The sequence below is a fragment of the Anoxybacteroides voinovskiense genome, from assembly GCF_014196205.1.
Classification (GTDB): domain Bacteria; phylum Bacillota; class Bacilli; order Bacillales; family Anoxybacillaceae; genus Anoxybacteroides; species Anoxybacteroides voinovskiense.
This window is the reverse complement of record NZ_JACIDE010000010.1, coordinates 35,013-46,822: the sequence shown is the minus strand read 5'-3', so window position 1 is coordinate 46,822 and position 11,810 is coordinate 35,013. Positions and strand designations below refer to the sequence as shown.

Genomic DNA, 11,810 nt, shown 5'->3' with positions numbered 1-11,810 from the left:
GAAAAGCATCTCGCATATAAAATCTAGTAAGACATACTGTCTGAATATATACTCAGATTACTGTCTCTTATTTTTGATGAGTTGAAGGTGAACTTGCTTGGAACAGGTACTGGGAAAGGAGTGGGAGATCACTCCTGCTGGTGGAGCTACCGGAGATGCATATGTTGCTGAATATGATGGACGAAAATTATTTTTGAAACGCAACTCTTCCCCCTTTCTCGCCGTTTTGTCAGCGGAAGGAATCGTCCCAAAACTCGTCTGGACGAAACGGATGGAAAATGGCGATGTCATTACCGCTCAGCAATGGCTTAATGGCAGAGAATTAAAACCACATGATATGGGAAGCGAACAAGTTGCCAGTTTGCTGCGGAAAATTCATCGCTCAAAAGATTTGGCAGAAATGCTACGAAGGCTAGGAAAAAAACCACTTTTTCCGCAGGCGATGATGGAAAAATTGGAACCGTTGCTGCAGCCATGGCGCGACGAGCCAATCGTCACGCAAGCGGTTGCTTGGCTGAAAGAACATCTTTCTTCCCTTCGTTGTGAAGAGCTTGTGGTTTGTCACGGGGATATGAACCATAATAATTGGTTGCTTTCAGAGGACGGTCAGTTGTACTTAATCGATTGGGATGGGGCATTAATCGCTGACCCTGCAATCGATATTGGGATGTTGCTCTACACATATATCCCGAAAGAAAAATGGGAAACTTGGCTAACGTTTTACGGATTGGACTGGACGAGTGATCTGCAGTTACGGATGAAATGGTATACGGTCGTGCAAACGTTATACGCCCTTGTTTGGCAAAAAAAGAAACAAATGGGAAAAGAAGTGGAGCAATCGCTTCACTTCTTAAAAAACGTTCTATATAATTAGATGGCGACAAAAGGCAAGCGGATGGCTTGCCTTTTGAGTTTTATGGGCAGTAGTAGCTACGTCAGTTGGTCGACCCAATCCGATAGTTGTTGCTGATGGGCGGAAATGTGCGAATCGAGGTCAGCGCTATATTTTCCGGCTTGACCATAATCGTAAATGGAAGGAAGTACTTGTTTTACTTGTTGGTCAATTTGTCCATTTCCCATTAACGATTTCGCCAGCCGCTCAATTTGTTCGCACTCTGACACCGTTCCGCAGCAGTCGGTTTGATGGTTCGATAAAATATCTTTCAGTACGGTCATTTGATGTTCGTGATTTAACGGCATACTGCTCCCCCTTTTTTCTTTTACTATGCGTGAAACGTGGTCAAATTATGCAGACAGTCGTTGTTCCGGCTGTTTTTTCTTCTTGCCTCCCTTGCTGCTTCGTGGTATCGTTGACAACGATGACAAACGAATGGAGGAGAAACATGCGTTTACGAAATAAACCGTGGGCGAAAGATAAAATTGCCGCATATCCGCAATATATTATTCCGAATCCCGAACAATATAAAGGAAAATGGCATGAGCTATTTGGCAATCAGCAGCCGCTTCATATTGAAATCGGGACGGGAAAAGGACAGTTTATCACTGGCATGGCGAAAGCCAATCCACATATTAATTACATTGGCATCGAACTTTATGAAAGCGTCATCGTTTCTGCGCTCGATAAGCTCATTGAACATGATTTACCGAATCTTAAGCTATTAAACATAAACGCTAACCAATTGACGAACGTGTTTGCTGCTGGCGAAGTAGCGCGTATTTATTTAAATTTTTCCGACCCGTGGCCAAAAAAGAGACATGAAAAACGGCGATTGACGTATCGCTCGTTTTTAGCGCTTTATGAACAAATCTTAGTGGATGAAGGAGAAATCCATTTCAAAACCGATAACCAAGGGCTATTTGAATATTCGCTCGTCAGCTTTTCGCAATATGGGCTATTATTGACGTTTGTGAGTTTAGACCTTCATCGCAGCGATTTTGCTGGAAATATCATGACCGAATACGAAGAAAAATTTGCGGCAAAAGGAAACCGAATTTACCGTTGTGAAGCAAAATATCCGCCGAAAAAGGTAGGCTGTCGTTAAAAAAGGCAGCCTCTATTTTTTGTTTTCGAAACATTTCGTGAATGGTACACTAGTAGTTGAGGTGATGGGACATGGAGAAATTGCAAGTCGGTGAGGTTACGATTACATGGTTGAACGGAGGGGTGACGCATTTAGACGGCGGAGCGATGTTTGGTGTCGTTCCAAAGCCGCTTTGGTCGAAAAAGTATCCGTGCAATGACAATAACCAAATTGAGCTTCGTACCGATCCGTTGCTTTTGCAAGTAGAAGGACAGTACATATTGATTGATGCAGGAATCGGCAATGGAAGACTGTCGGACAAGCAAAAGCGAAATTTTGGCGTCACCGAAGAATCGCTTGTTGAGCAATCGCTAGGCGAGCTAGGAATCACGCCCGATGACATTGATTGGATTTTAATGACGCATATGCACTTTGACCATGCGTGCGGATTGACGAAATGGGATGGGGATACGCTCGTACCTACGTTTCCGAACGCCCGAATCGTTACGTCGCAAATCGAATGGGACGAAATGCGAGCGCCAAATATTCGCTCACGTAATACGTATTGGAAAGAAAATTGGGAAGCGATTAAAGAGCAAGTTGTAACGTTTGCGGAGGAATTGACAGTGGCTAGCGGGGTGAAAATGGTGCATACCGGTGGCCATAGCGACGGGCACTCCATCGTTGTCATTGAATCAAACGGCGAAGTAGCCATTCATTTAGCAGACTTAATGCCAACGCATGCCCATCAAAACGTGTTATGGGTACTTGCCTTTGACGATTACCCGATGACGTCGATTGCTCAAAAGCAAAAGTGGATTCCGTACGCCATCGAAAAACGAGCATGGCTGACGTTTTATCATGACGCATATTACCGAGCGCTGAAGTGGGATGAAAATGGAGAAATTGTCGAAAGCATTTTGCGAAAACGGTAAAAAGGGCGGATTCGCCCTTTTTATAACGTCTTCGTTTCGATCATCGTCCCTGTAGTGGCATCGATGAAAAATTCGTATTGCTCCTCGCCGCGGCAAATGCCACCTTTATAGACGTTGTATATGATTCCACCTTTTTCGTACGTTTCTGGTGTAGTTTGAATCCATGAGCCACTAATTGGTCCGGCGTGTTGAAACGCCTTTTTCGCCAACGCGAGCGCTTTTTCTGATGAAAGCAATTGGTTTTTCCGCCATGACTGCACGAAGCAAGCAGCGGCAAATCCTGCGGTCGCACCAGCGATAAATGTTCTCCAGTTCATCGTTTTCCCTCCTGAATGAGTAGCTTCTCATATAGTATACCTAATTTTTTGCAGGATTGAGCTAGGAAAGTGGCAAATGCCGCCTTTGTTCGTTAAAATGAAAAAAGAGATGATAAGAAGGGGTAGAAGCTATGAACGTTGAAACGCTTCAGTTATTTAAAACGTTAACGGAATTGCCGGGAGCACCAGGCAATGAACATGCGGTGCGACAGTTTATGCGTAAAGAATTGGAGAAATATGCTGACGATATCGTTCAAGACCGGCTTGGCGGCATTTTTGGCGTGAAGCGTGGGGCAGAAGGCGATCCGATCGTCATGGTCGCAGGACATATGGATGAAGTCGGATTTATGGTTACGGCGATTACCGACCAAGGCATGGTTCGCTTCCAACCGCTTGGCGGCTGGTGGAATCAGGTGTTGTTAGCCCAACGTGTCCATATTATCACCGACTATGGTCCGGTTGTCGGAGTGATCGGTTCGGTTCCGCCGCATTTGCTTTCAGACGACCAGCGAAATAAGCCAATGGACATACAGCATATGCTTATTGACGTTGGCGCGGATGACCGGGAAGATGCAAAGCGAATGGGGATTAAACCAGGGCAGCAAATCGTGCCGATTTGTCCATTTACCCCGATGGAAAACCCGAAAAAAATTTTAGCGAAAGCTTGGGATAATCGATATGGTTGTGGGCTAGCGATTGAACTGTTAAAAGAGTTAAAAGGGGAAACGCTACCGAATACGCTGTACTCTGGAGCGACGGTTCAAGAAGAAGTTGGATTGCGTGGAGCGCAGACGGCGGCACATTTGATTCAGCCAGATCTTTTCTTTGCCCTTGATGCGAGCCCAGCGAATGATATGACTGGAAGCCAAAAAGAGTTTGGGCATCTTGGCAAAGGGGCGCTCGTTCGTATTTATGACCGTTCGATGGTGACGCACCGCGGAATGCGCGAGTTTGTATTAGATACCGCGGAAACGCATCACATTCCGTATCAATTTTTCATTTCGCCTGGAGCGACGGATGCAGGGCGTGTCCATGTTGCGAATAGCGGCATTCCTTCGGCGGTCATCGGCATTTGCGCCCGCTATATCCATTCTCATGCGTCGATTATCCATGTCGATGATTATGCGGCGGCAAAACAGTTGTTAATTGAACTTGTGAAAGCGTGCGACCGTACGACTGTTGAAACGATAAGAAAGGGTTGAAACGCATGGTCATTGCCGTAGGTACTACGAACCGAGCGAAAGTAGCAGCCGTGGCAGCGGTGTTTACAAAGGAGCAAGTCGTCCCAGTGGAAGTTGATTCGGGAGTAGCAGCCCAACCGTTTTCCGATGCAGAAACGCGAATAGGGGCAATTCACCGCGCGAAAGAGGCGTGTGTGAAAATCAAGGCGGATATTGGTATCGGGTTAGAAGGGGGTGTCGTCGAGATGAATGACACGCTGTGGGTATGCAATTGGGGAGCGCTTGTTGATTCCGCTGGAACGGTCATCACGGCAGGCGGCGCTCGCTTTCCTTTGCCGCCGGAAGTAGCAAACGACGTATTACGGGGCAAAGAACTTGGAGAAGCGATGAACGAATATACGGGAAAAGAAGACATCCGACAAAACGAAGGGGCTGTCGGCATATTGACGAACGGTCGTATTAGCCGCGCGGATATGTATGCACATATCGTTCAGTTATTGGTTGGACAATACGAATTTTTACAGTCGAAGGGAGAAGATAACAATGCAATATATTGCGACCGCAGCACAATACGAAGAAGTTAAACAAACGAAAAAAGTGGTGTTCGTATTTTCCGCAGATTGGTGCCCAGATTGCCGGTTTATCGAACCGGTGCTGCCGGAAATCGAGCAGGGGTTTCCAGAGTATGCATTTTATTATGTCGACCGCGATCAGCTATTAGATGTATGCCAAAGAGAAAACGTATTCGGTATTCCAAGCTTCATCGCGTATGACAACGGAAAAGAGCTCGGCCGCTTTGTCAGCAAAGACCGGAAAACAAAAGAAGAAATCGAGCAGTTTATTCGCGGGCTGTAGTGAGGGATTGCGATGGACAGCAAAACGATGGCGAAAGAAATCGAACGCCGGCTAGCGCAGTACGATTGGGCGTTTCATTTCGACCGAAAAAAAGATACGTTGCGCATTGAAGACAAAAAGACGAAAAAAGGGGTAACGATTTCGCTTCCAAATATCATAGCCAAATGGGAAGAAGCGAAAGAACAAGCAGTGGAAGAAATTGTTTATTATGTTGAACAGACGCTTTGCACGATGCACAAAACATACACGCTATCCGGCAAAGAAAAAGACATTTATCCGGTCATTCGCTCGACTTCGTTTCCGACGGAAACAAGCGACGGAATCCCGCTTGTGTACGATGAACATACGGCGGAAACGCGCATTTATTATGCGCTTGATTTAGGAAATACATATCGACTCATTGACAAAAAGCTCATCGAGCAGGAAAATTGGGATGTTCGCCATATGAAAGAAATGGCGCGCTTTAACGTTCGCTCGCTCGCCGTCCCGGTGAAAGAAGATACGGTGGCAGGAAATACGTTTTATTTCGTCAATACAAACGACGGCTATGACGCAAGCCGAATATTAAACGAGCCGTTTTTAGCTAATCTATCGGCGAAAATAAACGGAACGATGTTTGTAGCGGTGCCGCACCAAGACGTGCTTATTATCGCCGACATTCAAAACGACACAGGGTACGATGTGCTCGCCCAATTGACGATGAGCTTTTTTGCGAGCGGACGTGTGCCGATTACGGCGCTTTCGTTTTTATACGAAAACGGCAACCTAGAGCCGATATTTATCTTAGGAAAAAATCGACGAAAACAGTAGGGAAAGAAAGGAAGGATACGATGAACGTATTTTATAATCGTGACGGAATTGGAGACGTACTACTTGTTTCTTTAAAACCGCTCGATGCCGAGAAGCGAGCCATCGAGAAAAAGGGCGATGTTGTGCGCATTTTTGATGAAACGACGAATGAAACAGCAGGGTACAATCTATTTAACATTTCTTCTTATTATGCGGTGAGCGGAAATGGGACAGTAGAGGTAACCGATGAACTTGTCGGTGTGATGAACGAGTTGTTAGCGAAAAATGGTTTTTCGGAAACGATTGAAGCTGACTTTTCACCAAAGTTTGTCGTTGGCTATGTGAAAGAAAAACAAAAACATCCGAACGCAGATAAATTAAGCGTTTGCCAAGTCGATGTCGGAACAGAAGTGCTGCAAATTGTGTGCGGCGCGCCAAACGTGGAGGCAGGGCAAAAAGTAGTCGTGGCAAAAATCGGTGCGGTTATGCCGAGTGGGCTTGTCATTAAAGAAGCAGAGTTGCGCGGCGTTCCATCGTATGGGATGATTTGCTCGGCGCGCGAGTTAGAGTTACCGAATGCACCGCAAGAAAAAGGCATCCTCGTCTTGTCGGACGAATACGAAGTCGGACAGCCGTTTATGCGGTAATGATTGCATAGTCACTAGGATATCTAGTGACTTTTTTTCTAAAGTTGGTAAAATAGAAAGTTGAAAAGAGAATAGAAAGAGTGACATGCCCATGAATTGGCTAAAGCGCCTTATTCGCTATTTTTTTCAAGAAGAACGCCAAGCACTAGAATATGAAGCACCGCCACAAGCGCCAACGTCAACACCAGAGTTAGAAGTGAAAGTGGCGTATCAATACCCGTCCGGAAAATTTCGCTTTCCGTTAATCCCTGATGAGCGGCGGTCGGCAGTTGTCGATGACGAGCCGGTAGAAAAGGAAATGATGGATAGCTTCACGTCGGTAAACAGCCGCTTTGCGGACAACGAACCGATAGAAAACGAAAGAAAACGTTATTTTGCAGAAAAACGCCCGTTTCGTCCGACCGAAGTGCCGTCGCCGGTTTACGGCTATAAAGCGCGTCCGAAGCGAATAGAGCGAACAGCTGACGCATCAACGGACTTGGCCGAAATGAATTTTTCGCCAGAGGAAGCAACTCCTCTTCAACTGGAGGAAGCAGTGGGCGAGGCGCACTTTTTCGAAGAAACAGTGCAAGAAAGCCAAAAAGAGCGCTTTTTCGAAGAAGCAGCGGGAGAAAGTGAAGAAGAGCGTTTTCTCGAAGAAGCAGGGCGAGAAAGTCAAAAAGAGCGCTTTTTTGAAGTAGTGCAAGAAAGTGAAGAATCGCCTGTGCTAGAGGAATCGCTTGTGCCTAAAGAAGCAACACCGCCAAAACAAGAAGCGCCGAAAACGGAAGAACGACAGCCATCGTCGCGCATTCCATACAATGTGATGATGCTGAAGCAAGACCGAAAAAAATTAGAGGAAAAGAAAAAAGAAGAAGCGAAAAGCTATCGCTTTCCGTCGTTCGATTTGTTGCAGCCGCCGCAAGCAAGAAAAGAAATGGACGAACATTGGCTGCATGAACAGCGAAAGCGGTTAGATGAAACGTTTCAAAATTTCCATATCGGAGCGAAAGTCGTCGGCGTGACGCAAGGGCCAACGGTGACTCGGTTTGAAGTACAGCCAGCGCCAGGTGTGAAAGTAAGTAAAATTACAAGCCTTGCCGATGATATCAAGCTGAGCCTTGCGGCAAAAGACGTTCGTATGGAAGCTCCAATCCCAGGAAAAAGCACAATCGGCATTGAAGTACCAAACGTCCATAGCCGACCGGTATTCCTGCGCGAAGTGTTGCAAAGCGAAGCGTTTCGCCGGAATCCGTCGCCGCTTGCTGTCGCGCTTGGGTTAGATTTATCTGGGGAGCCGATTGTCACCGATATAAAAAAAATGCCGCACGGGCTCATTGCTGGCGCGACTGGTTCTGGAAAAAGCGTCTGCATTAACGCCATGCTTGTGAGCTTATTATATAAAGCAGCTCCGCACGAAGTGAAACTATTATTAATTGACCCGAAAATGGTCGAACTGGCGCCGTACAACCATATTCCGCATTTAGTCAGCCCGGTCATTACGGATGCAAAAGCGGCAACTGGGGCGCTCAAATGGGCGGTCGAGGAAATGGAGCGGCGGTATGAGTTGTTTGTCCATACAGGTGTACGGGATATTGAAAAATATAATGAGCTCGTGAAAAAAGACGGAGCGCAAGGACAACATCTTCCTTATATTGTCATTATCATTGATGAATTGGCTGATTTAATGATGGTTGCACCAGCCGATGTCGAAGAAGCGATATGCCGAATTGCCCAAAAAGCGAGAGCGTGTGGCATTCATTTACTCGTTGCGACGCAACGCCCGTCGGTTGACGTTATTACGGGATTGATTAAAGCGAACATTCCGACGCGCATCGCGTTTTCTGTTTCATCCCAAGTCGATTCGCGGACGATTATCGACACAAACGGGGCAGAAAAATTGCTTGGAAAAGGCGATATGCTGTTTTTAGAAAACGGTACATCGAAAACGGTGCGCATTCAAGGGAACTTTGTTTCCGATGAAGAAATCGAGCGGGTTGTCGCGCATGTGAAAGCGCAAATGCCGCCGGCTTACTTATTTGAGCAGGACGACTTTCTTAAACAAAGCGCGCTATCGAACGATGGCGACGACTTATTTTATGAAGCGTGTGAATTTGTGGTGCAGCAAGGAGGCGCTTCGACGTCAAGCTTGCAACGGCGGTTTCGCATCGGTTACAACCGTGCCGCCCGCTTGATTGAAATGATGGAAGAACAAGGAATTATTTCTGAGGCGCGCGGCAGCAAACCGCGCGAAGTATTAATTACGGAAGAAGAACTAGCTGAGCTACAAGAGCAACTGTAAATGACGGGTGTGGGATACTAAAAATTGAACATAAGTTTTTTATCCGTCGAAAAATGGACTTTAGCAAAAAAACTAGTCTATTAGTGGATGAAATATTCTTAAAAGTGGGGAGACGACATGATGATAGGCGAGGGAACAGAAGCCATGAAAGAAATTGAATTAAAGCTGCAAGGGAAAATTAAACGGTTAACGAATAAAACGTTCAAATTTGATGAACGTATTCGTGACGGATGGTTTTCGGCGGTTTATTTTTTAAAGACGCGGGAAATTGTGCGCGAATTTTGTCCAAATAACATTGTAACGATGCAATTTTTCCAAAAAGAACACGCCGTATTGTGCGGCACAGACGAAGTCATTGCCCTTGTGAAAACATTTGCCGATGAGCCGGAAAAGCTTGAAATTTATTCGTTGAAAGACGGCGATAAAATAAGCCCGTTTGAAACGGTATTGACGATTACAGGTCCATACCAAAACTTCGGCTATTTAGAAGGGATTATTGACGGCATTTTAGCCCGCCGGACATCGGTGGCGACGAACGTCTACAACGTCGTCAAAGCCGCGGCGCTATCTGGCGTACAAAAGCCGATTATTTTTATGGGTGACCGCGATGACCATTATACGCAACAAGCTGGCGACGGATATGCGGCGTTCATTGGCGGTTCTACTGCCCAAGCGACCCATGCGATGAACGAATGGTGGGGCAAGCAAGGGATGGGAACGATGCCGCATGCGCTTATCCAGCTGTTTGACGGCGATGTCGTTGCGGCAGCGAAAGCATATTATGCCAAATATCCAGAAGACGATTTAATCGTTCTTGTTGATTATAATAATGACTGTATTACAGATGCCCTTCGAGTGGCGCGCGAGTTTGGCGATAAACTAAAAGGGGTGCGCGTCGATACATCCCGAACGATGATCGACCAATATTTTATTCGCCATCCGGAAGTGCTCGGCACGTTCGACCCGCGCGGCGTTAACCCTCCGCTTATTTTCGCTTTACGCGAAGCGCTTGACCGCGAAGGATTCCATCACGTCAAAATTGTTGTAAGCGGGGGATTTAACGAACAGCGCATTATCGAGTTCGAAAAACAAGGCGTACCAGTGGATATGTATGGGGTCGGAAGCAGCTTGTTAAAAATTCATATCGGCTTTACAGGGGATAACGTTTTGCTTAATGGCAAACATCAAGCAAAAGCAGGACGAAGATACCGCCCGAATCCACGGCTAGAAAAAGTGGACTAACCGGAAATACAATTTTGATTTGCGGGAAAACTGATAGAGATATCAGTTTTCTTTTTTTCCTCATAGTCGTGAACGAAAAACAGTGATATAATGATGAAATGTGAGAATACATATGGAAATGGCAAATTCGCATCGATGTCATATACTGTGTTACAGAAGAAGCGTCAAAAAAGGGGCTTCCACGTACGAGGACGCTCCAGTACTAGCCCCGCAGATAGACGATTGTTGGAGGTCTTGCTATGACTGTTTACCATTTCGTAGGCATTAAAGGAACAGGAATGAGCCCATTAGCACAAATTCTTCATGATATGAACTACACGGTTCAAGGGTCTGATGTAGAAAAGTACTTTTTTACGGAAAAAGCGTTACACGAGCGGGGAATTCCTATTTTTCCGTTTCGCAAGGAAAACATTCGACCGGGGGTAACGGTAATTGCCGGGAACGCGTTTCCAGATACACATGAAGAAATTCAAGCAGCGCATGAACTAGGAGTTCCAGTCATCCGCTATCACCGCTTTTTAGGGGAATTTTTGCAAAAATTCACGAGCATTGCGGTGACAGGAGCGCACGGAAAAACATCGACGACGGGACTGTTGGCGCATGTGATGCAAGGAGCGAAGCCGACGTCGTATTTAGTTGGCGACGGCACAGGAAAAGGGGTGCCAGGCAGCCAATATTTTGTATTTGAGGCGTGTGAATATCGCCGACACTTCTTATCGTATTTTCCGGACTATGCGATTATGACAAATATTGATTTTGACCATCCGGATTATTTTGCCAATATTGAAGACGTATTTGCGGCGTTTCAAGAGATGGCGCTCCAAGTGGAAAAAGGCATTATTGCGTGCGGCGATGACGAGTATTTACAAAAAATTCAAGCGAAAGTGCCAGTATTGTTTTACGGGTTTGGAGAAGATAATGACTTTCAGGCACGAAACGTTGTGAAGACGAAAGAAGGCACGTCATTCGATGTATTCGTCCGCAATACGTTTTTTGCGTCGTTTGACATTCCGCGCTTTGGCGACCATAACGTGTTAAACGCGTTAGCCGTTATTGCGCTTTGCCATTACGAAGAAATAGATGTTCACATTATTCAAGAGCGGTTGAAAACGTTCCAAGGTGTGAAGCGCCGCTTTAGCGAAAAGCAGCTTGGCGACCAGATTTTAATTGATGATTACGCACATCATCCGCGGGAGATTGTCGCGACGTTAGAAGCAGCAAGACAAAAATACCCAGAGCGAGAAGTTGTCGCGATTTTCCAACCACATACGTACACAAGAACGCAGACGTTTTTGCAAGAGTTTGCCGAAAGTTTGCAACTGGCGGATCATGTATACTTATGCGACATTTTCGGTTCGGCGCGCGAGCATCACGGCAAGGTCTCGATTCGCGATTTGCAGGCGAAGATTCCGCAAGCTCGCCTCGTAGAAGAAAACGATATATCGGTGTTAAAACAGCATCCGCAGGCGGTGCTAGTATTCATGGGCGCAGGCGACATTCAAAAATTCCAAGAAGCATATGAACAAACCGTTCACTCGTAACACCAAGGAGCGTCCTTGGTGTTTTTTGTGAGCCTAACAA

General features: G+C 46.1%; 13 protein-coding genes. 11 read left to right on the top strand and 2 right to left on the bottom strand.

Features of this window, described 5'->3' with window-relative positions; genetic code table 11:
* Positions 1-97 precede the first annotated feature (97 nt).
* The gene (locus tag GGR02_RS08625; protein WP_183184333.1) at positions 98-874 is read left to right on the top strand and encodes a phosphotransferase family protein; all 777 of its coding nucleotides are present in this window, start codon (positions 98-100) and stop codon (positions 872-874) included.
* A gap of 56 nt (positions 875-930) precedes the next feature.
* On the opposite strand, the gene GGR02_RS08620 is transcribed toward GGR02_RS08625, so the two are convergent.
* Entirely contained in the window at positions 931-1,200 is a 270-nt protein-coding gene (locus GGR02_RS08620; protein ID WP_183184332.1) for a YtzH-like family protein, read from the bottom strand.
* A 143-nt stretch (positions 1,201-1,343) separates the two neighbouring features.
* On the opposite strand from GGR02_RS08620, the gene trmB reads away from it, so the two are divergent.
* Positions 1,344-2,003 (top strand): tRNA (guanosine(46)-N7)-methyltransferase TrmB, encoded by a 660-nt coding sequence (gene trmB / locus GGR02_RS08615; RefSeq protein WP_183184331.1) that lies wholly within the window; start codon positions 1,344-1,346, stop codon positions 2,001-2,003.
* A gap of 71 nt (positions 2,004-2,074) precedes the next feature.
* On the top strand, positions 2,075-2,917 hold the full coding sequence (locus tag GGR02_RS08610) for a YtnP family quorum-quenching lactonase (protein ID WP_183184330.1): 843 nt from the start codon (positions 2,075-2,077) through the stop codon (positions 2,915-2,917).
* 20 nt (positions 2,918-2,937) lie between these two features.
* Here the strand turns inward: GGR02_RS08610 and GGR02_RS08605 are convergent, their stop codons facing one another.
* Positions 2,938-3,234 carry a PepSY domain-containing protein gene (locus tag GGR02_RS08605; RefSeq protein WP_183184329.1) on the bottom strand — a complete coding sequence of 99 codons (297 nt, stop codon included), beginning with the start codon at positions 3,232-3,234 and terminating at the stop codon, positions 2,938-2,940.
* 131 nt (positions 3,235-3,365) lie between these two features.
* Here GGR02_RS08605 and GGR02_RS08600 point away from each other — a divergent pair, with 131 nt between their 5' ends.
* From GGR02_RS08600 to murC, 8 genes are all read left to right on the top strand, one after another.
* Complete coding sequence (locus GGR02_RS08600; RefSeq protein WP_183184328.1) at positions 3,366-4,436, top strand: M42 family metallopeptidase; 1,071 nt, start codon at positions 3,366-3,368, stop codon at positions 4,434-4,436.
* Between the two features lie 5 nt (positions 4,437-4,441).
* Positions 4,442-4,999, top strand: coding sequence for a DUF84 family protein (locus GGR02_RS08595; RefSeq protein WP_183184327.1), 558 nt, complete (start codon positions 4,442-4,444; stop codon positions 4,997-4,999).
* Complete coding sequence (locus GGR02_RS08590; protein WP_183184326.1) at positions 4,959-5,270, top strand: thioredoxin family protein; 312 nt, start codon at positions 4,959-4,961, stop codon at positions 5,268-5,270. The genes GGR02_RS08595 and GGR02_RS08590 overlap by 41 nt, the downstream gene beginning before the upstream one ends.
* Before the next feature lie 12 nt (positions 5,271-5,282).
* A complete protein-coding gene (locus GGR02_RS08585) occupies positions 5,283-6,080 on the top strand; it encodes a DUF1444 domain-containing protein (protein WP_183184325.1) in 798 nt (265 codons plus the stop codon).
* A gap of 20 nt (positions 6,081-6,100) precedes the next feature.
* Positions 6,101-6,706: a YtpR family tRNA-binding protein gene (gene ytpR / locus GGR02_RS08580; RefSeq protein ID WP_183184324.1), complete on the top strand. Its 606-nt coding sequence runs from the start codon at positions 6,101-6,103 to the stop codon at positions 6,704-6,706.
* Positions 6,707-6,797: 91 nt separating this feature from the next.
* A complete protein-coding gene (locus GGR02_RS08575) occupies positions 6,798-8,987 on the top strand; it encodes a DNA translocase FtsK (protein WP_183184323.1) in 2,190 nt (729 codons plus the stop codon).
* 144 nt (positions 8,988-9,131) lie between these two features.
* Positions 9,132-10,229 carry a nicotinate phosphoribosyltransferase gene (locus tag GGR02_RS08570; protein WP_183184394.1) on the top strand — a complete coding sequence of 366 codons (1,098 nt, stop codon included), beginning with the start codon at positions 9,132-9,134 and terminating at the stop codon, positions 10,227-10,229.
* 239 nt (positions 10,230-10,468) lie between these two features.
* Positions 10,469-11,770 (top strand): UDP-N-acetylmuramate--L-alanine ligase, encoded by a 1,302-nt coding sequence (murC, locus tag GGR02_RS08565; RefSeq protein WP_183184322.1) that lies wholly within the window; start codon positions 10,469-10,471, stop codon positions 11,768-11,770.
* The last annotated feature ends 40 nt before the right edge of the window (positions 11,771-11,810 follow it).

Coding starts and splice junctions, on each gene's coding strand:
- GGR02_RS08620 (WP_183184332.1), bottom strand. CDS start 1,200: ATGCCGTTAAATCACGAACATCAAATGACCGTACTGAAAGATATTTTA.
- trmB (WP_183184331.1), top strand. CDS start 1,344: ATGCGTTTACGAAATAAACCGTGGGCGAAAGATAAAATTGCCGCATAT.
- GGR02_RS08610 (WP_183184330.1), top strand. CDS start 2,075: ATGGAGAAATTGCAAGTCGGTGAGGTTACGATTACATGGTTGAACGGA.
- GGR02_RS08605 (WP_183184329.1), bottom strand. CDS start 3,234: ATGAACTGGAGAACATTTATCGCTGGTGCGACCGCAGGATTTGCCGCT.
- GGR02_RS08600 (WP_183184328.1), top strand. CDS start 3,366: ATGAACGTTGAAACGCTTCAGTTATTTAAAACGTTAACGGAATTGCCG.
- GGR02_RS08595 (WP_183184327.1), top strand. CDS start 4,442: ATGGTCATTGCCGTAGGTACTACGAACCGAGCGAAAGTAGCAGCCGTG.
- GGR02_RS08590 (WP_183184326.1), top strand. CDS start 4,959: ATGCAATATATTGCGACCGCAGCACAATACGAAGAAGTTAAACAAACG.
- GGR02_RS08585 (WP_183184325.1), top strand. CDS start 5,283: ATGGACAGCAAAACGATGGCGAAAGAAATCGAACGCCGGCTAGCGCAG.
- ytpR (WP_183184324.1), top strand. CDS start 6,101: ATGAACGTATTTTATAATCGTGACGGAATTGGAGACGTACTACTTGTT.
- GGR02_RS08575 (WP_183184323.1), top strand. CDS start 6,798: ATGAATTGGCTAAAGCGCCTTATTCGCTATTTTTTTCAAGAAGAACGC.
- GGR02_RS08570 (WP_183184394.1), top strand. CDS start 9,132: ATGAAAGAAATTGAATTAAAGCTGCAAGGGAAAATTAAACGGTTAACG.
- murC (WP_183184322.1), top strand. CDS start 10,469: ATGACTGTTTACCATTTCGTAGGCATTAAAGGAACAGGAATGAGCCCA.